At 67.4% G+C, this 18,839-nt stretch carries 17 protein-coding genes; 12 read left to right on the top strand and 5 right to left on the bottom strand.

Annotated features, from left to right (window positions below; all coding sequences use genetic code 11):
* Positions 1-65 precede the first annotated feature (65 nt).
* From C8J47_RS08580 to C8J47_RS08570, 3 genes are read right to left on the bottom strand one after another with little or no spacing between them, the layout of a single operon-like run.
* A complete protein-coding gene (locus C8J47_RS08580; protein WP_121885263.1) occupies positions 66-842 on the bottom strand; it encodes a hydrolase 1, exosortase A system-associated in 777 nt (258 codons plus the stop codon).
* Positions 830-1,507, bottom strand: a complete 678-nt coding sequence (locus C8J47_RS08575; RefSeq protein ID WP_121885262.1) for a hypothetical protein — start codon at positions 1,505-1,507, stop codon at positions 830-832. The genes C8J47_RS08580 and C8J47_RS08575 overlap by 13 nt, the downstream gene beginning before the upstream one ends.
* Positions 1,508-1,536: 29 nt before the next feature.
* Entirely contained in the window at positions 1,537-1,815 is a 279-nt protein-coding gene (locus C8J47_RS08570; protein ID WP_093397165.1) for an acyl carrier protein, read from the bottom strand.
* Between the two features lie 93 nt (positions 1,816-1,908).
* Between C8J47_RS08570 and C8J47_RS08565 the strand changes: the two genes are divergently transcribed.
* The 12 genes from C8J47_RS08565 (at position 1,909) to C8J47_RS08510 (ending at position 17,523) form a co-directional block, all read left to right on the top strand.
* Positions 1,909-3,546 (top strand): acyl-CoA ligase (AMP-forming), exosortase A system-associated, encoded by a 1,638-nt coding sequence (locus tag C8J47_RS08565; protein WP_183129053.1) that lies wholly within the window; start codon positions 1,909-1,911, stop codon positions 3,544-3,546.
* Complete coding sequence (locus C8J47_RS08560) at positions 3,543-4,769, top strand: pyridoxal-dependent decarboxylase, exosortase A system-associated (RefSeq protein ID WP_121885261.1); 1,227 nt, start codon at positions 3,543-3,545, stop codon at positions 4,767-4,769. The genes C8J47_RS08565 and C8J47_RS08560 overlap by 4 nt, the downstream gene beginning before the upstream one ends.
* A 139-nt stretch (positions 4,770-4,908) precedes the next feature.
* Positions 4,909-5,553 carry an XrtA/PEP-CTERM system exopolysaccharide export protein gene (locus C8J47_RS08555; RefSeq protein WP_060524577.1) on the top strand — a complete coding sequence of 215 codons (645 nt, stop codon included), beginning with the start codon at positions 4,909-4,911 and terminating at the stop codon, positions 5,551-5,553.
* Between the two features lie 11 nt (positions 5,554-5,564).
* The gene (locus tag C8J47_RS08550) at positions 5,565-7,088 is read left to right on the top strand and encodes an XrtA system polysaccharide chain length determinant (RefSeq protein ID WP_121885260.1); all 1,524 of its coding nucleotides are present in this window, start codon (positions 5,565-5,567) and stop codon (positions 7,086-7,088) included.
* A 6-nt stretch (positions 7,089-7,094) separates the two neighbouring features.
* Positions 7,095-8,132, top strand: a complete 1,038-nt coding sequence (locus C8J47_RS08545) for an AAA family ATPase (protein ID WP_121885259.1) — start codon at positions 7,095-7,097, stop codon at positions 8,130-8,132.
* Positions 8,129-9,841, top strand: a complete 1,713-nt coding sequence (locus C8J47_RS08540; RefSeq protein WP_259467441.1) for a hypothetical protein — start codon at positions 8,129-8,131, stop codon at positions 9,839-9,841. The genes C8J47_RS08545 and C8J47_RS08540 overlap by 4 nt, the downstream gene beginning before the upstream one ends.
* A gap of 13 nt (positions 9,842-9,854) precedes the next feature.
* Positions 9,855-10,943 (top strand): ExeA family protein, encoded by a 1,089-nt coding sequence (locus C8J47_RS08535; RefSeq protein WP_121885258.1) that lies wholly within the window; start codon positions 9,855-9,857, stop codon positions 10,941-10,943.
* 16 nt (positions 10,944-10,959) lie between these two features.
* Positions 10,960-11,820 (top strand): XrtA system polysaccharide deacetylase, encoded by an 861-nt coding sequence (locus tag C8J47_RS08530; RefSeq protein WP_259467440.1) that lies wholly within the window; start codon positions 10,960-10,962, stop codon positions 11,818-11,820.
* Complete coding sequence (locus tag C8J47_RS08525) at positions 11,817-12,857, top strand: FemAB family XrtA/PEP-CTERM system-associated protein (protein ID WP_121885257.1); 1,041 nt, start codon at positions 11,817-11,819, stop codon at positions 12,855-12,857. The genes C8J47_RS08530 and C8J47_RS08525 overlap by 4 nt, the downstream gene beginning before the upstream one ends.
* A complete protein-coding gene (locus C8J47_RS08520; RefSeq protein ID WP_121885256.1) occupies positions 12,854-14,137 on the top strand; it encodes a glycosyltransferase in 1,284 nt (427 codons plus the stop codon). The genes C8J47_RS08525 and C8J47_RS08520 overlap by 4 nt, the downstream gene beginning before the upstream one ends.
* Positions 14,134-15,636, top strand: a complete 1,503-nt coding sequence (xrtA, locus tag C8J47_RS08515) for an exosortase A (protein WP_121885255.1) — start codon at positions 14,134-14,136, stop codon at positions 15,634-15,636. The genes C8J47_RS08520 and xrtA overlap by 4 nt, the downstream gene beginning before the upstream one ends.
* A complete protein-coding gene (locus C8J47_RS08510) occupies positions 15,637-17,523 on the top strand; it encodes an XrtA/PEP-CTERM system amidotransferase (protein WP_121885254.1) in 1,887 nt (628 codons plus the stop codon).
* A gap of 3 nt (positions 17,524-17,526) precedes the next feature.
* On the opposite strand, the gene C8J47_RS08505 is transcribed toward C8J47_RS08510, so the two are convergent.
* Positions 17,527-17,721 (bottom strand): hypothetical protein, encoded by a 195-nt coding sequence (locus C8J47_RS08505; protein ID WP_121885253.1) that lies wholly within the window; start codon positions 17,719-17,721, stop codon positions 17,527-17,529.
* Positions 17,722-17,788: 67 nt separating this feature from the next.
* Positions 17,789-18,793 carry an alpha/beta hydrolase gene (locus C8J47_RS08500; RefSeq protein ID WP_121885252.1) on the bottom strand — a complete coding sequence of 335 codons (1,005 nt, stop codon included), beginning with the start codon at positions 18,791-18,793 and terminating at the stop codon, positions 17,789-17,791.
* Positions 18,794-18,839: the final 46 nt, after the last annotated feature.

Here is an 18,839-nt window from a genome sequence, read left to right as displayed (position 1 = left end):
GGGATCCAGGTTTCCAAACGATAGCGGTTATGGCTCTGGTCCTGCGTTCATCAGGACCAGAGCAGCTACTCTTGCGCCATCCCGTCGACGATCGCGGCGTGGAGCGCTGCGGCGTTCTCCGCCCCGGCAAAACTATGTGACGCCGTGTCGAACCGCTTCACTTTCGCGTTACCGCGATACCGGGCGGCAAAGGTGATCGCGGTCGCGTCGCCAGTCGCGAGGACGACGGCGGCGTCGTCGTGCCAGCCGTCAAGTGCGGTAAAAACATTGGTTGCCAGTGAAGTACGCTCTTGAGTCTTGGCGGTCACAACCCTTCTCAAGCCTTTGAGAAGCTTGGCAATGCTGATCCGTCCCGTCAGCGCGCGTCGCCAGGTTGCGGGGTCGCGTAGCGCGCTGTGATAGCGAGCCCGGATCGCGGCGGCAGGGGGGAGGTCGTCGATCGGTTGCACGACCCAGGGGTTGGCCACGATGATCCGGTCGATCCCCGCCGATCGTCCGAACAGCGCGAGCGTGCTGGCCGCGTCGCAATTGCCGAAACCGACCAACTGGCAGACTTTCGGCGCCACGCGGCGGAACGCGGATGCGGCTGCGATCAGGTCAGGCTCGGCGCTGAGGAAGGCCTTATTGTCGCCCGTCGAATCGCCCACGCCGCGGCGGTCGTAACGGAACACGGGTATGCCAACGGCCGCCAGTCGATGCGCCAGCATCGCCATCCCGCGATGTGCACCGCTGCGGATTTCATTGCCGCCGGACACGATGAGCAGTCCTGTCGACCCGTCTGCCTCGTCCAGCGTTGCGGCAAGGCTTTCGCCTTCGCAAGCGAACGCGATCAGCTTTCGCACGATGCGATCCAGTGCGAGATATCGCCGGCAAGTATTTCAGCTAGCGCAGTATCGTTGTCCGGCTCTGACCGGCGCCACAGCGGTGATGCAGCATATTTCACGTCTGCGTCGCGCGGATCGGATTCGAGCCTGACACCTCGCAGGGGGCCGATTCCATCATAGGGTGTGGCGTCGCTAAGGTCGGCCAGCATTTCGCGGGACAGCGTGTTGCCCGCATAGTCGGTGTCGCTAGCGCGAGCGGAGCGAGAGGCCACTCGCACGCGGTCCAGTTCACGCAACAGGTCTTCGCCCGTTTGCGGGGACAGCTGCCATCGTCCGGCGAGGGCCGCGTCGGTATCGAAGAGCGCGCCGCTTCTTATCGAAATGCCGTAAGTATTCCGGCCAAGTTGCTGAGCAAGCTCGGTATAGACTGTCCGCTGGTCGCGGAGTCGCGCTTCGCCGGTGACGACGATGCTTTCGCCGGTCCCGGGAAGATCGGGGAGCACGCTGCCGATCCCAAGAACCGCGAGTGCGCGTAAAATCGTGACGAGGAACTGGCGCGTCCGGTTCGCTTCTTCGAACAGCGGGAGGGCGGCGATGACGATCGGGCCGGCATCGGGACCAAACCGCAGCAGCGTTTCGCGGCCGCCGCTCCAGTCATAGGTATCGAAGCGCAGGGCGGTCATCCCGGGTGAGGCTAGCCCCCCAGTTAAGGCTAGACCAGTGCCTTGCTGGCGGCAAACTGGACGAGCGCGCCGAACGTCTCGAGCATCTCGCCGTCGATCTCGTCGTCCTCGATCAGGATGCCGAGGCGGTCCTCGAGTTCGGTCAGGACGCTCGCCACCGCCATCGAATCGAGTTCGGGCAAAGCTCCGAACAGCGGTGTGTCGGCGGTGAACGCGGCGACGCGGTCGGCGCTGAGACCGAGGATATCGGCGAGGACGGCGCGTACCGTCGTTTCGACTTGGGAAGTGCCTTCGAAGATCACGAGCATCGCCTGAACGGTTAGGAACCCGGCCCCGCTAGCGTGTGGGGGTGAATTCGGCAACGGGTTCGCGCTAACGGGGCTTGGCGCTATTAGGGGCACATGATCGCGCTCGACCCCAAGCCGTACCCTATCGACCACATCGCGCTGCGTGGTGCGCCGGATGCCATCGCACTGGTCGACAAGGCGGGCGCGGTGACCTTTGCCGAGCTCGAGGCAGGGGTCGGCGCATTGGCGGAGTGGCTCGCTGCCCGGGGGCTGTCGGCGGGGGACCGCGTTGCGACGTGGCTACCGAAGACGCACGTCGCTTGCCTGATGCCGCTCGCGACAGCGCGGGCAGGGCTGGTGCATGTGCCGGTCAACCCGCTGCTCCGGCGAGCGCAGGTCGCACATATCCTCGCAGATAGCGGCGCTCGGTTGCTGGTGAGTCAGAGCGCGCGGGCCGGGACGCTAGACGACGGCGACGTACCGGATGGCTGCGCGATCGTGGACGAGACGGAGCTACGCTCGTTCCCTCGCGAAGGGGGGGGGGCAGGAATCCCAAACGTTGCGATTTGTAACCCTGGCCCCCCGCCGCTGCGGGGGAAAGGGATGATGAGTCCCACCGACGCCGACCCCGATACCTTGGCCGCAATCCTCTACACGTCCGGCTCCACCGGCCGGCCGAAAGGCGTGATGCTAAGCCACGCAAACCTGTGGCTCGGAGCGATCTCCGTCGCGCACTATCTGAAGCTGGAGCCCGAAGACCGCGTGCTCGGCGTCCTGCCCTTGTCGTTCGACTACGGCCAGAACCAACTATTCTCCACATGGGCAGCCGGCGCGTCGGTAGCGCCGCTCGACTACCTGGTCGCACGCGACGTGGTGAAGGCGGTCGAGCGGGTCGAGGCGACGACGCTGGCAGGTGTGCCGCCCTTGTGGGTTCAGCTACTGGAAGCGGAGTGGCCGATGGAAACCGCCGCGCGGTTGAAACGGTTGACCAACTCGGGCGGCGCGCTGACGCCGCGACTCGTGCGGGGCCTGCGCGAGCGGTTCCCGGCGGCGGACGTGTACGCGATGTACGGGCTGACCGAGGCGTTCCGGTCGACCTATCTCGATCCGGCGCTGATCGACTCGAAGCCCGATGCGATGGGGCAGGCGATCCCGTTCGCCGAGGTGTCGGTGGTGAAGCCCGACGGCACGCGCGCTGCGCCGGGGGAGGCGGGGGAACTCGTGCATTCGGGGCCGCTCGTTGCGCAGGGCTATTGGCAGGACACGGAGCGGACGGCGCAGCGGTTCCGATCGGCCCCCGATGGCAACGGCATGGCGGTGTGGTCGGGAGATACCGTCGTCGAGGGCGAGGACGGCCTGCTCCGGTTCGTCGGTCGCGACGACGAGATGATCAAGAGCGCGGGCAACCGGATCAGTCCGCTCGAAATCGAGGAGGCGGTGCTGGCAGACGGCGAAGCGCGCGAGGCAGTCGCAGTCGGTGTGCCGGACGAGCGGCTGGGGCAGGCGATCGTCGTAATGCTGGCCGGGGATGCGAGCGGAGAGGGGGCGTTGCGGGCGCGGTTGCGGACGGCTTTGCCGAGCTTCATGCAGCCGGGGATATACCTCTGGCGGGAAGAATTACCGCGTAATGCCAATGGGAAGCTCGACAGATCTGCTATAGCGCTGGAGGTAAAAGCTTGTTCTCCCGCGGGGGCGGGAGTCCAGTCTGGGCCCCCGCCTTCGCGGGGGAACATGGAAGGGAGTGCGTCATGAAACCGATGGGTGCTCTTCCTCCTGAGTTTGCTGCGCAGTCGGGGGCGCTAACGATCGGCGGTCGGCCTGCCGATGGTTGGGCTGTAGAGGCCAGTGACACTCCGCTGTTCGTCTACGACATGGCGATCGTCGCCGCGCGCATCGCACGGTTCCGCGCCGCGATGCCGGCGATCGACCTCCATTACGCCATCAAGGCCAATCCGCACGCCGACCTGCTGACCGCCATCGCGCCGCTAGTTGACGGGCTCGACGTCGCTTCCTCGGGCGAGCTCGCGAAGGCAATCGTCGTCAAACCGGCCGCCTCGATCAGTTTCGCGGGTCCCGGCAAGCGTGACGACGAACTCGCCGCCGCGATCACCGCCGGCGCCACGCTCAACGTCGAATCGGAAGGCGAGGCAGCGCGGGCGTTCGCGATCGGCGACCGCCTCGGCCACAAACCGCGCATGGCGGTCCGCGTGAACCCCGACATCGAACTCCGCGGCTCGGGCATGCGAATGGGCGGCCGCGCGTCGCCGTTCGGGGTTGATGCGGTGCGTGCGGCTGCGCTGGTCAAGGCGATCGTTGCGGCGGGGGCGGACTGGCGTGGCTTCCACATCTACGCCGGCAGTCAGGCGCTCGATCCTGCCGCGATCATCGAGACGCAGGCCGCGACGATCGCGCTTGCCGCACGCTTGGCGGATGAGGCCGGCGTCGCTCCCCCGCTGGTCAACCTCGGCGGCGGTTTCGGCGTTCCCTATTTCGCCGGCGACGTTGCGCTGAACGTCGAGCGTGTCGGCGATGCACTGGCCGAAGCGCTCGCATCCTGTCCCGCAGTCCTCGCCGAAACGCGGTTCGCGATCGAACTCGGCCGCTGGCTCGTCGCCGAAGCCGGTGTCTATCTGACCCGCGTCATCGACATAAAGCAAAGCCAGGGCGAGACCTTCGTCGTCGTCGACGGCGGTCTCAACCACCAGCTCGCCGCCAGCGGCAATTTCGGCACGGTCGTCCGCCGCAACTATCCGATGGCGGTTGCCGCACGCATGGGCCATGCGCCAACCGAAACCGTCTCCGTCGTCGGCCCCTTGTGCACGCCGCTCGACAGGCTCGGCGACAAGGTCGCGCTCCCCCCCGTCGACGTCGGCGACCTGATCGCGATCTTCATGGCCGGAGCCTATGGTGCGAGCGCCAGCCCGGCGGCGTTTCTCGGGCATCCACCCGCCACCGAGATCGTATCTGTGCTATAGCGACGCGGTGCTGACCTATCGGAGCATGGTTACGGGGCGCTCCTAACGCTATCTTCACCTGTTCCCTCCATAGCGAAGGCCGAGTTTAGCCGACTGTCGGGCTGCCGATGGGCGGTGTGACACCAGGAGAAAATTGCCAATGCGTTCCGGATCCGTTTCGAAATCCCTGCTGACCCTTGGCGTGGCCGCGACCACGCTCGGTGCCTGCACGAGCACCGGCGGTCGTCCCGAACTGCCGCCTGCCGCCTATGTTGCGAACAAGGAGCTGCCTGGCGAGCAATACGTCATCGGCCCGCTTGATCAGCTCAACATCTTCGTCTGGCGCAATCCCGAATTGTCGTCGAAGGTCCAGGTGCGTCCCGACGGCCGGATCACGACGCCGTTGATCAACGACATGCCCGCGGTCGGCAAGACCCCGGCGATGCTGAGCGACGACATCAAGAAGGCGCTCGCGGCCTATATCAAGGATCCGATCGTCTCGGTGATCGTCGAGAATTTCAGCGGCACCTACAGCCAGCAGGTCCGCATCGTCGGCGCGACCGAGAAGCCCGCCTCGATCCCCTATCGCGCGAACATGACCTTGCTCGACGCGATGATCGCGGTCGGCGGTCTCAGCCAATATGCCGCGGGCAACAAGGCACGGCTGGTCCGCTACGACCGCGCGACCGGCAAGCAGACCGAATACGGGCTGCAGATCGGCAATCTGCTCAAGAAGGGCGATTCCTCGGCGAACGTCCGGCTCGAGCCGGGCGACGTGATCATCATCCCCGAATCGATGTTCTGAGGCACGCCCAGATGAACGGGATCTACGACGAGGTGCGCATCGCGCTCCACACGATCTGGACGCGGCGCTGGCTGGCGCTCGGCGTGGCGTGGGGCGTGTGCGTGCTCGGCTGGCTGGTCGTCTCGCAGATCCCGAGCCGGTATGAGTCGACCGCGCGCGTGTTCGTCCAGATGCAGACGATCCTGCCTGCGGGCATGGACGGCGTGCCGCAGAGCGTGCCGATGAGCGTCGATGCGATCCGCACCACGCTGACCTCGGCAGTGACGCTCGAAAAGGTCGTGCGCGGCACCGATCTGGCGGCGACCGTGTCGAGCGATCGCGACGTCGCTGACCGCGTGTCGAGCCTCGCACAGAATATCAAGATCGTCTCGCAACAGGATAATCTGTTTCAGATTACCGCCACCGCTTCCAATCCCAAGCTGGCGCGGCAGGTCACGCAGAAGCTGATCGACCTGTTCGTCGAGCAGAATCTCGCGGGCGATCGGTCGAAGACCACGCAGAGCCTGACCTTCCTCGACCAGCAACTCGCGGCACGGCAGAAGCAGCTCTCGGATGCCGAGGGCAAGCGCGCCGATTTCCAGAACCGCTATCTCGGCGCATTGCCGGGGACCGGGTCGATCAGCGATCGGATCGGTGCGGCGCGGTCGCAGATGTCGCAGGTCGATGGCGATCTGGCGGCGGCGCAGTCGAGCCTCGCCGCGGTGCAGGGCCAGATGGCGGGAACCCCTGCGACCGTTGCCGGCGTCGGCGGTGTTGCGGGCGCGGCGGGGCCAGCACGTGCCCGCTTGCAGGCGATTCAGGGCCAACTCGCCGATGCGCGCGCGCGCGGCTATACCGAGAACCATCCCGACGTGGTGGCGTTGAAGAGCCAGCTTGCGGCAGCGACCGCTGCGGCGCGGAGCGAGCCGCTGTCCGGTGGCAGCGCCAATGGCAGCGCGCAGAACCCGCTCTACGCCTCGCTCCAGTCGATGGTGGCGGACCGTCAGGCGACCGTTGCGTCGCTGCGGATGCGGAAGAGCCAGTTGCAGGGCGATCTTGACATGCTCAACTCGAAGCTCGCGGGCGATCCCGAGGTCGCCGCCGAACAGGGTTCGATCGATCGCGACTACCAGGTGCTCAAGGACCAGTACGACACGTTGCTGACGCAGCGCGAGCAGACCGCGCTCATGGGGCAGGCGCAGTCGCAGAGCGATCACGTGAAGTTCAGCGTCATCGATCCGCCGACCATGCCGCGGACGCCGAGCGCGCCGAACCGGATGCTCCTGCTGTCGGGTGTGCTGGTCGCTGGACTCGCGGCGGGGATCGGCGCAGCGTTTGCGATGGGGCAGTTGCGGACGACGTTCGCGACCACGACGCGGCTCGAAAAGGCAGCGGGGATGCCGGTGATCGGGTCGATCGGCGAAGTCGTGACGCGGGTCCAGTCGGACCAGCGGCGTTCGAAGTTGAAGATGTTCCTGGGCGGCACCGCCGCTTTGGGCGCAGCCTATGTCCTGCTGCTGGGGGTCGAGATCCTGCAGCGCGGGCTGGCGGCATAAAGGGGGATGACCGTGACGAAACCTGATCGCGAACCCTCGCTGCTCGAACGCGCAGCCAAAGTCTACGACTTCAACGCGCATCTGCGCGCGCGAAGCGCTCCGCCCGCGCCGGTCGAGGATTCCCGGTCTGCGGACGTCCCTGCCGTCGATGATGTCCCGACCGGGGCACCGGACCGCGCTCCGCACGGTCCAGCCTTCGACGCTACGTTCGAGGACGCCAGCTTCCTCGCAATCCCCGAAGAACTGCGCGCGCCGATCGGCAGTGAACTGTCCGACGAATTCTACCTGCCGCCGGACCATTCCGACGATACCGCGCGGATCGATCGCGGCATGCTGGCAGCTAACGGCATGATCGTGCCCGGCGCGCCGGTCGGCCCGCTCGCCGAAGAGTTTCGCCTGATCAAGCGGCAATTGCTGATCGCCAGCGCGCGGATCGCCGAGAGCGACAGCCCCGAAAAGGCGCGCATGATCCTGGTCTGCTCGGCGCGGCCCGAGGACGGCAAGACCTTCTGCGCGATCAACCTTGCGCTCTCGATCGCCGCCGAGCGCGACACCGAGGTTCTGCTCGTCGATGCCGACGTCGCCAAGCCCGATGTCGCCAACCAGCTCGGGCTCAGCGCCGGCGCCGGACTGCTCGATGCGCTTGCGGATTCTGCGATCGACGTCGAGGATCTCGTGATCCGGACCGACGTGGCGCACCTCTCGGTGCTGCCCGCGGGGACGAAGACCGCGATGGACACCGAACTGCTCGCCAGTGCGCGGACCAGAACCGTGATCGCGCGGCTGCTCGCGGCCAACCCCCGCCGCATCATCATATTCGATTCGCCCCCCGCGCTCGCGGCGTCGCCTGCGTCGGTGCTGGCGATGCGTGTCGGCCAGGTGATGCTCGTCGTCCGCGCCGATCGCACGCCCGAAAGCGAACTCCGCGCCGCGGTCAACCTGCTCGACGGGTGCGAGCATATCCAGCTTGTCCTGAACGCCGTGTCGTTCGTGCAGGGCGGCGCGCGGTTCGGCAGCTATTACGGTCATGAGGTGTCGCAGTGAGCCGGCATGCGTTCCGGGCGCTCGCGCTGGCGGGCACGACGCTGACGCTCGGCGCGCCGGCGGCGGCGCAGGCTGTGCAGTCGGGGCAGGCTGCACCGACCGACCAACCCGCGCAACTGGAGCAGACCGCGCAGTCCGGCCAGACCCAACGACGCGTGTCGGTCAGACCCTATATCGAGGCGAGCCAGATCTTCGACGCCGACCTCAACGGCGGCGACGTGCTAACCTACACCAGCCTGGCCGCCGGCGTAGATGCGGCGATCGCGACGCAGCGCGTGTCGGGGCAGGTCAGCTACCGCTACGAGCACCGGTTCGCCTGGAACAAGAACGCCGTCGACAACGACATTCACTCGGGGCTCGCGCGGGTCGACGCCCGCGTGACGCCGAACCTGACTCTCGAGGCAGGCGGCATCGCCACGCGCACCCGCTCCGATATCCGGGGCGCCGCACCGGGCCTGCTGATCGGCAATATCGACAACGTGTCGCAGCTCTACTCGGTCTATGCCGGGCCGAGCCTGACCACCCGTGCCGGACCGGTCACGTTCGATGCGAATTATCGCCTCGGCTACACTAAAGTTCAGACGCCCAGCTTCGGCGGATCTACCCTCGCGGGCCAGCGGCTGGACTATTACGACGATTCGATCGGCAACACCGTGACCGCGCGCGCGTCGACCGCGCCGGGCAGCGTGGCGCCCTTCGGCATCACCGTAAGCGGTGCCTACGACCGCGAGACGGCCAGCCAGCTCAAGCAGCGGTACGAGGGCTATTACGGGCGTGGCGATATCCTCCAGCCGATCTCGCCCTATGTCGCGCTGACCGCGGGCGTCGGCTACGAGAAGATCGAGACCAGCCAGAAGGATGCACTGGTCGATGCCGCCGGTGCGCCGGTGCTCGACAGGGACGGCCGGTTCGTCACCAACGACGCGTCGCCGCGGCGGATCGCGTATCGCACCGACGGCCTGTATTACGATGCGGGCGTGATCTGGCGACCCAACCGCCGGACCTCGGTCGAGGGGCATCTCGGCAAGCGCTATGGATCGCTCAGCTTCACCGGCACCGCGACGTACCAGGCGTCGAAGTCGGTCGGCATGGCGGTCAACGTCTATGACGGCATCCAGACCTTCGGCCGACAGCTTCGCACTGGCCTCGGCAATCTGCCGACCAGTTTCATCTCGGGCGGGCAGCAGGGCTTCGGCCAGCAGTTCAACGGCTGCGTGTTCGGCACCAGCGGCGCGCAGCCGGGTGGTTGTCTCGACAACGTGTTCCAGTCGATCTCGACCGCAAGCTACCGCGCACGCGGGGTCGACGGCGTGATCGTCGCCACCCGTGGTCGTTCTAGCTGGGGCGGCGGCGTAGGCTACACCAATCGCCGCCTCTATGCGCCCGACGGTGCGCCTGGGCTGGTCGTCACCGGGCTCGAAGACCAGAGCTATTACGCGCAGCTCTTCTATGCGCGGTCGCTCAGCCAAGTCTCGGGAATCAACGCGGACCTGTTCGCGAACTATTACGAGCCGGGCGTCGCCAACATCCCTCTCGAGGCTATCTCGGGTGACGACAGCGTCTGGTCCTACGGCGCGACCGGCACCTATTATCGATATTTCGGGCGACTTGGCACCACCGCGTCGCTCGGACTTTACAGCTTCAAGGTCGGTGATCTCGACAGCGACTGGTCGGCGCAGGCGCTGATCGGTGCGCGGTACCAGTTCTGAAGGCGAGTAAGATATGTACGACGAGCATTATGGTCTGACGGGTCGGCCGTTCCAGCTGACCCCCGATCCCAAATTCTGGTTCGAGACCGCGACTCACCGCAAGGCGATGGCGTATCTCGGCTATGGTCTGGCGCAGGGCGAAGGCTTTATCGTCATTACCGGCGATATCGGCGCGGGCAAGACGACGCTGGTCGGCCATCTGATGGATACGATCGATCACCAGCGCCTGAACGCGATCCGGCTCGTCTCCACCGCGATCGAGGCGGACGATCTCCTGCGGATCGTCGCCACCGAACTGAAGGTCGATCCTGCCCGGCTGACCAAGGCCGAGCTGCTCACCGCGATCGAACGCGGGCTGCACGCGGTCGCGCGGACCGGCAAGCGGACGCTGCTGATCGTCGACGAAGCGCAGGCGCTGCCGATCTCCGCGCTCGAAGAATTGCGGATGCTGTCGAACTTCCAGGCCGGCGGCCATGCGCTGCTCCAGATCGTCCTCCTCGGCCAGCCCGAGTTCCGCGATCGGCTGCACGGCTGGGACCGGCTCGAACAGCTCCGCCAGCGCGTGATCGCGATTCACCATCTCGATCCGATGGAGGCTGACGAGGTTTCGGAATATCTGGCGCACCGTCTGTCGGTGGTCGGCTGGACCGGCAATCCCGATTTCGCGGACGATGCGTTCGCCGCCTTTTACGCCGGGTCGGCTGGCGTGCCGCGTCGCTTGAACATGCTAGCCGGCCGCGTGATGCTGCATGCCGCGATCGAGGACCTGACCGTGATCGACGCTGCCGTCGTGCGCGCGGTCCAGCGCGATCTGGAGGGTGACCTGCCGACGATCGCGACCGACACTAAGGGCGCGCGTGCGACGGAAGCCGTGACCGATCGTCAGGCCGCGCCCGCCGTCCCCACAATGGCACCCCTCGATCCCGCGCCCCTCGATCCGGCGATCGTCGACCGGATCGCCGATCTGGAGGCGCGCGTCGAATTGCAGGACGAGGCGTTGCGTCGCGTGCTGACCTTGCTCGTCGACTGGGTCGAGAGCGATACCGACAAGCCCGACTATTCGCCGATCCGCGGCGTTGCTGCCTGGCATGATGCGGCCTGACGTGACTGTCGGAAAGATGCCCGTTCTCGATGGCCGTCTCCTCAACGGTATGTCCGTCGATGTCGAGGACTGGTTCCAGGTTGGGGCGTTCGAGAAGGTTATCGACAAGGCGGACTGGGATTCGCTCATGCCGCGGGTCGAGGCAAACACCGACGCGGTCCTCGCGCTGTTCGCCGAGCGCGATACCAAGGCGACGTTCTTCACGCTCGGCTGGGTCGCACACCGCTATCCCGCGCTGATCCGGCGGATCGTCGATGCTGGGCATGAGATCGCCAGCCACGGCTGGGATCACCAGCGCGTCTTCACGATGACGCCGGAGGTGTTCCGCGCCGATCTGGTGCGTGCACGCAAGGCGATCGAGGATGCGGCGGGCACCAACGTCACCGGGTACCGTGCGCCGAGCTTCTCGATCGATCAGCGGACGCCCTGGGCGCATGTCGAACTGGCCGAGGCGGGCTATGCCTATTCCTCGAGCGTCGCGCCGGTGAAGCACGATCATTATGGCTGGCTCGACGCGCCACGCTACGGGTTCAAGCCGCTTGCTGACAGCGCGCTGATCGAGGTGCCGGTGACAGTGGCCAAGCTCGGCGAGCGCAAGCTGGCCACGGGCGGCGGGTTCTTCCGCCTGCTCCCCGCGGCGATCACCGATTTCGCAGTGCGTCAGGTCAATCGCGAAGACCGGCCGGCGATGTTCTACTTTCATCCCTGGGAGATCGATCCGTCGCAACCCCGCGTTGCCGCGGCACCGCTGCGCTCGAAAATCCGCCATTATTCGCGATTGGGCGCGATGGCGGGCAAGTTGCGCGGGCTGCTCGGGCGCCACGCCTGGGGCCGCGTCGATACGGTCGTCGCGCGCGAAGCGGCCCGGCTGGCGTGACCGCGCCGATGCCCGTCGGCGTGCGCGAAGCGGACCTTCGCGATCCGGCGGCGTGCGCGCGGATCGAAGCGTTCGTCGCGATGACCGACGGCGCCACGCCGTTTCACCTGCCCGCATGGAGCCGCGCGGTGCAGGAAGGCTGTGGCCAGCACGCACGCTATCTGCTGTCGGAGGACGCGCGCGGTGCGATCGTCGGCGTGCTGCCGCTGACCGAGATGCGCTCGCCGCTGTTCGGACGCGCGCTGGTGTCGACCGGGTTTGGCGTCGATGGCGGTGTGCTCGGGGATGCGGTCGAGCCGCTCGCGGCGGGGGCGTGGAACCTCGCGCTGCGGATCGGCTGTCCGTCGGTCGAACTGCGCGGCGGTCGGGCGCCTGAGGGTTGGGCAAGCGACGACACAAGTTATCTCGGCTTCGCGCGCGATCTGGCGGTGGACGACGACGCCGAACTGCTCGCGATCCCGCGGAAACAGCGCGCCGAAGTCCGTCGGTCGCTCGGGTTCGATCTGGAGATCGTGACCGGCAACGACCGCAAGCTGCTCGCGGAGCATTATCGTGTTTACGCGGAGTCGGTCCGCAATCTCGGCACGCCGGTCTTTCCCGCCAAACTTTTCCGTAGCGTCGTGAATACTATGGATGCCGATGTTCTGACCGTCCGGCATGAGGGCAGGGCGGTGGCGAGCGTCCTCAGCCTGTATCATGACGGCATCGTCTATCCCTATTGGGGCGGCGGCACCGACGCCGCGCGGGGGCTGCGCGCCAACGACCGGATGTATTTCGCACTAATGGCGCACGCGCGCGGGCGGGGCTGCACGCGGTTCGATTTCGGGCGGTCGAAGACCGGCACCGGGGCGGCGGCGTTCAAGAAGAACTGGGGGTTCGTGCCCGAGCCGCGGCTGTACGCCAAGCGCAGCAACGGACCTGCGCGCGAGGTCAATCCGCTCAACCCCAAATATGCGCTGATGGTGCGGACGTGGAAGCGGTTGCCGCTGTGGGCCGCCAACGCCGCCGGACCGTGGATCTCCCGAGGTCTGGGGTGAGCTTGCTGTTCCTGGCGCACCGCGTGCCGTTCTCGCCCGACCGCGGCGACAAGATCCGCAGCTTTCACATCCTCCAGTATCTGGCGAAGCGCGCGCGCGTGCATCTAGTCGCGTTTGCGGACGACGCGACGGACATCGATCCACCCGCGGCGTTCACCGACATGCTGGCGAGTTGCACGATCGTGCCGCGCACCAAGTCGCAGAAGCGCGCGGCTGTCGAGGCGCTGGCGACCGGCAGGCCGGTATCGCTGACCGCGTTTGCTAGCCCGGCGATGCAGGCGACGGTGGACCGCATGATGCCTAACGTCAGCGGTGTCTACTGCTTCTCGGGCCAGATGGCGCAGTATCTGCCGGTCGACGCGCCGCCGGTCGTGATGGATTTCGTCGATGTCGATTCCGCCAAATTCGCCGGGTTCGCCGAGGAGTCCCGCGGGCCGATGCGCTGGATGATGCGGCGTGAGGCTCGGCTCTTGGGGGCGTTCGAACGCGAGGTTGCGGGGCGGGTCTCGGCGAGCCTGTTCGTCAGCAACGCCGAAGCCGCGATGTTTCGCGACGGCGGTGCGACCGGGCGTGTGCTCGCCGTCGAAAACGGCATCGACTCGGTAAAGTTCGATCCGGCCGCGCTGTTAGCCAATCCTGCCCCCCTCCCTGGAAGGGAGGGGCCGGGGGTGGGTCGGTTTCCCCAAGCGCGAACGCCAGTGGCAAAAGCCAGCCAACCCACCCCCAACCCCTCCCTTTCAGGGAGGGGGGCAGAAGCGGTGGCAGAAGCGCTGATCGTCTTCACCGGGCAGATGGACTACCGTCCCAACATCGACGCGGTCACGTGGTTCGCGCGCGACATTCTGCCGCTCGTCCGCCAGCACACCCCCGCGCGGTTCGCGATCGTCGGCCGCGCGCCCACGTCCGCGGTTCACGCGCTCGCCAGTGACCACGTCACCGTCACCGGCGAAGTCGACGACGTCCGCGGCTGGCTCGCTGCCGCCGACGTCTGCGTCGCGCCGCTAAAACTCGCGCGCGGGATCCAGAACAAGGTGCTCGAGGCGATGGCGATGGCGCGTCCGGTCGTCGCCTCGACCGCCGCGGCCGAGGGGATCGACCACGCCGGCACGATCCGCGTCGCCGAAACCGCGCGCGACTTCGCCGGCGAGGTGATAGCACTTCTTGAGGCACCCGAAACCGCCGCCACGCTCGGCACCGCCGCTCGTGCGCAGGTGATCCGACGCTACGGCTGGGACGCACGCCTCGCGCCGCTCGACGCATTACTCGACCTCGAAGCATGACCGATTGGCGCCGCCACGGGATCGCGCTTGGCGTGGTGGCGGCGATCATCCTGCTGATCTTCCGTAGCGACGTCCGCGATCTCGCGCGGATCTGGTGGACCAGCACGACCTTCGGGCACTGCCTCTTCATCGGCCCGGTGATCGCCTGGCTGGTATGGCAGCGCCGGACCGAACTGACGCAGCTCGTGCCGACCGGCTGGTGGCCGGGTCTCGCGCTGATCGCGATCGGCGGGGTCGGCTGGCTGATGGGCGACGCCGCCTCGGTCGGTTTCGCGCGCCAGCTCGGGCTGGTGATGATGCTGCAAGGCGCTGTGCTGACGATTCTCGGCCCCAATGTCGCCCGCGGGCTGCTGTTCCCCCTGTGCTACGCATTCTTCCTCGTGCCGTTCGGCGAAGGCCTCGAACCGCCGCTCCAGACCGTGACGGTCGCGATTGTCATGCCGTTGCTACACCTGGTCGGCGTGCCCGCGGTGGTCGACGGCGTGCTGATCCACGCCGGCCGCTATTATTTCGAGGTGGCGGAAGCGTGCTCGGGCGCCAAGTTCGTCATCGCGATGGTCGCATTCGGCGTGCTCGTCGCCAATCTGTGCTTCGTTTCCAGCCGACGCCGCGCGATCTTCCTGATCGTCTCCGTGGTCGTGCCCGTCATCGCCAACGGCTTCCGCGCGTTCGGGACGATCTGGGCGGCCGACCTGACCTCGGTCGAGGCGGCGACCGGGATCGACCACATCATCTACGGCTGGGTGTTCTTCGGCGTGGTGATGGCGGGCGTGCTGGCGATCGGCTGGCGGTGGTTCGACCGCGCACCCGATGATCCCGCGTTCGATCCCGCAACGCTCCAGGCGGCGCCCCGCCATCGTACCGGCGCGGTGCTCGCCGCCTGTCTCGCGGTGGCGACTGTCGCGGTGTTCCCCGCCTGGAGCGCTGCGGTCGCCGGGCGGGCCCAGCGGCTCCCGGCGCATATCGACCTGCCCGAGATCGCCGGCTGGCACCGCGTGCCGGTCAGCACGCGCGCGCCGTGGATGCCCTATTATCCCGGCGCGGACCATTATCTGTTCGGTCGCTATGCCGACGCCTCGGGCGCGACCGTCGACATGAGCATCGCGGTGTTCGGCAGCCAGCACGAGGGCAAGGAACTGATCGCGTTCGGCACCGGCGTGCTTCGCGAGGAGGATCGCTGGGTGCGCGTCGCCGATCTTCCCGACATCGTAGATCAAGCGGGCGCGGGCGGCAGCGTCATGCGAATCACAGCGCCCGGCCCCGTGGAGCGGATCGTCGCGACGTGGTACCGGGTGGGCGACGCAACCACCCATGACGAGACGCTGGTGAAGATCGAGACGATGAAGGCGCGGCTGCTCGGCGGTCCGCAACGCGCAGTGGCGATCCACCTGTCGACCGAGGGCGCCGATCCGCGCCCGATCGCGCGCTTCCTCTCCGCGCTCGGGCCGCTCGACCGGATCGCCGATCGCGCCGCGGGCCAAATCGCGGGGGCACGCTAGATGTGCGGCATCGCCGGGATCTTCCACCCGGGTACCCCCAAGCCGGTCGAGCCCAATCGCGTCCTCGCGATGATCGCCGCGCAGGCGCATCGTGGCCCCGATGGCGATGGCATCTGGACCGCGCCGGGCGTCGGCCTCGGCCATCGGCGCCTGTCGATCATCGATCTCGCGGGCTCGCCGCAGCCGATGTCGGACGGGTCGCTGACGATCACGTATAATGGCGAGATCTACAACTTCGCCGACCTCCGCGCCGAACTGACCGCCAAGGGCGCGATCTTCCGGACCGGGGGCGACACCGAAGTCCTGCTGCACGGCTGGCGCGCCTGGGGGCCGTCGATGCTTGATCGGCTCAACGGCATGTTCGCGTTCGCGATCCACGATTCGCAGGCGAACACGTTGTTCCTCGCGCGCGACCGGATGGGGGTGAAGCCGCTCCACTATGTCGAGCTCGCGGACGGGTCGCTCGCCTTCGCGTCCGAACTGAAGGGCCTGCTGGCCCATCCGCAACTGCGCCGCGTGCCCGATCTGGGCGCGGTCGAGGACTATCTGGCGTTCGGCTACGTGCCAGATGACGCATGTATCGTCGCGGGCGTGAAGAAGCTCGCGGCCGGCCATTTCCTGCTGGTCGAGCGCGGACGTCCGGTGCCGCAACCGCGCAAATGGTGGGACATCGATTTCTCCAACCGCGCGACCGGCTCGGCCAAGGCGCTCGGCGAGGAACTGGTCGACCGGATGCGCGCCGGCGTACGCTCGCGAATGGTCGCCGACGTTCCGCTCGGCGCGTTCCTGTCGGGCGGCGTCGACAGCTCGGCGGTGGTCGCCTTGATGGCCGAGGCGAGCCCGAAGGCGGTTCGAACCTGCACGATCGGGTTCGACGAGGCGGGGCATGACGAGCGCGCATACGCTGACACGGTCGCCCGCCGGTTCGCGACCGACCACCGCGAACGCGTCGTCGCATCGGGCGATTTCGGCCTGATCGACACGCTCGTCGCCAGCTTCGACGAGCCCTTTGCCGACGCCTCCGCGCTCGCGACCTATCAGGTCTGCGCGCTGGCACGCGAAAGCGTCACCGTGGCCTTGTCCGGCGATGGCGCGGACGAAGCGCTCGCCGGCTATCGTCGGTATAAATTCCAGGCGGCGGAAGAGCGGGTCCGCGGTCTGCTCCCGTCGCATCTTCGTACCGAGGTCTTCGGAACGCTGGGCCGGTTCTATCCCAAGGCCGACTGGGCGCCGCGTCCGCTGCGCGCCAAGTCGACGCTGCTCGCGCTCGCACAAGGTGGCGGCGAGGCGTATGCGCGATCGGTCGGCGTGACCGGACCTGAGCTTCGCGCGCAGCTGTTCACTGGCAGTGCCCGCGCGCAGCTCGGCGGTTATCGTGCCGAGGATCGCTATGTCGCGACGATGGCGAACGCGCCCGCGCGCGATGCGATCGACCGCGCGCAATATGCCGATATCAAGCATTGGCTGCCCGGCGATATCCTCACCAAGGTCGATCGCACCAGCATGGCGGTTGGGCTGGAGGCGCGCGAGCCGCTGCTCGATCACCGCCTGATCGAATTCTGCGCGACCTTGCCGGCGAACATGCGGCTCCGTCGCGGCGAGGGCAAATGGCTGATGAAGAAGGCGATGGAGCCCTATCTGCCGCGCGAAATCCTCTATCGTCAGAAGATGGGCTTCGTCACGCCGATCAGCGCGTGGTTCAGGGGCGCGCTGGCGGGCGAAGCGGTCGCGCTCGCCAAGTCGCGAACGCTGGGCGAAACCGGGTGGTTCGACATGGCCACGATCGCCCGGATCGCCGACGAACACCGGGCCGGACGGGCCGAGCATGGCCGCACGCTCTGGCAGTTCGTGATGCTCGAACGCTCGATGAAACGGGTGTTCGGCTAGGCTTCAATGCGGCTGCATGGGCTCGACGCTGGTCCTTGCGCGCGCGATCAAGGCCTCCAGCGCGGCATCGTCGAGCCGACCCGCGGTTCGCAGCGCCGCCTCGGGGGTCATCGCGATCACCGCGCCGCCGGGGCCATCGATGATGACCTCGCCCTCCTCCTGAAAAACGTCGCGGGGCTGGTCGTGCGGCTGGGTCATCGTGGCTCTCCCGGTATCGTAGGATAACGCCGGACCCCGCGACTTGCTCCCTAGACGCCCGGCGACGCTAGCCCGCGACGAGTTCACCCATCCAGCGATCGAACAACTGTGGCCACAAGGATCCCGGCGAGCGCGGCGACAGGCGTGTGCCGAAACCGTGTCCGCCATGCTGGAGGAAATGTGCCTCCGCCGGGATTAGGGCGCGACGCGCGGCGGCGAGCGTGTCGACGCTGTTGGCGACGGGCACGGTGTTATCGTCCTCGGCGTGGACGAGGAACAGTGGCGGGTCGCCGGCCTTCAACTGGCGGTCGACCGCGTAGCGTGCCTGTACCGCGGGCAGCGGGTCGGGGCCGAGCAGGTTGGCGCGCGATCCGCCGTGGCTGCGGCCGGGATCCATGTTGGAGACCGCGTACATGAGCCCCGCCCAGGCGGGGCGTGCCGAATGGCGATCGGTGGCGTCTATCGGGCGGTAGGCCTTGAAGTCGTGCAGCACGGCGACCGACCCGGCGAGGTGGCCACCGGCGGAAAAGCCGAGCACGCCAAGTTTCTCCGCCCTGATCCCGTAGGTGCGTGCGTTGGCGCGGATCAGCCGCATCGCGCGCTGCGCGTCGGCAAGCGGGACGTCGGCGCGGTCAGCCCAGCCTTCGCCGGGCAGGCGGTAGCTCAACACGAATGCGGTGATCCCGAAGCCGTTCAGCACACGCGCGACGTCGATGCCCTCGTTGCGGAGCGAGGTGATCGAATAGCCGCCGCCGGGAACGATCAGCACGGCGCGGCCGTCGGGCCGGGCTGGCCGAAATACGCCGACCTCGGGCCGCACCACGCCGCGCATCTGGAAGTCGCGATAGTCGTCCGGGTAGCGCGGCATACGCGGCTGCGGGACCGGTAGCGGGTTCGGCGCGCCTGCCGGGATACCGGGCCAGAGCGCGAACCGCTCTGCGGGCGGCCACATCGGCATGTCCGTCGTGCGCAGCTGAGCGGCGCTGACCTGTGCACCGCTCCGCGCGAATGCGGGAAGCGCCAGCCCGGCGGCGAGGGGGAGGGTGAGGAGCGAACGGCGATCGAAGGTCATATGAGAATTCTAGACGATCGAACCGGGTTCGGGGAGAGGCGGCCGC

The organism is Sphingomonas sp. PP-F2F-G114-C0414 (genome assembly GCF_003688595.1).
Taxonomy (GTDB): Bacteria; Pseudomonadota; Alphaproteobacteria; order Sphingomonadales; family Sphingomonadaceae; genus Sphingomonas.
This window is presented reverse-complemented; position numbering and strand designations above follow the sequence as displayed.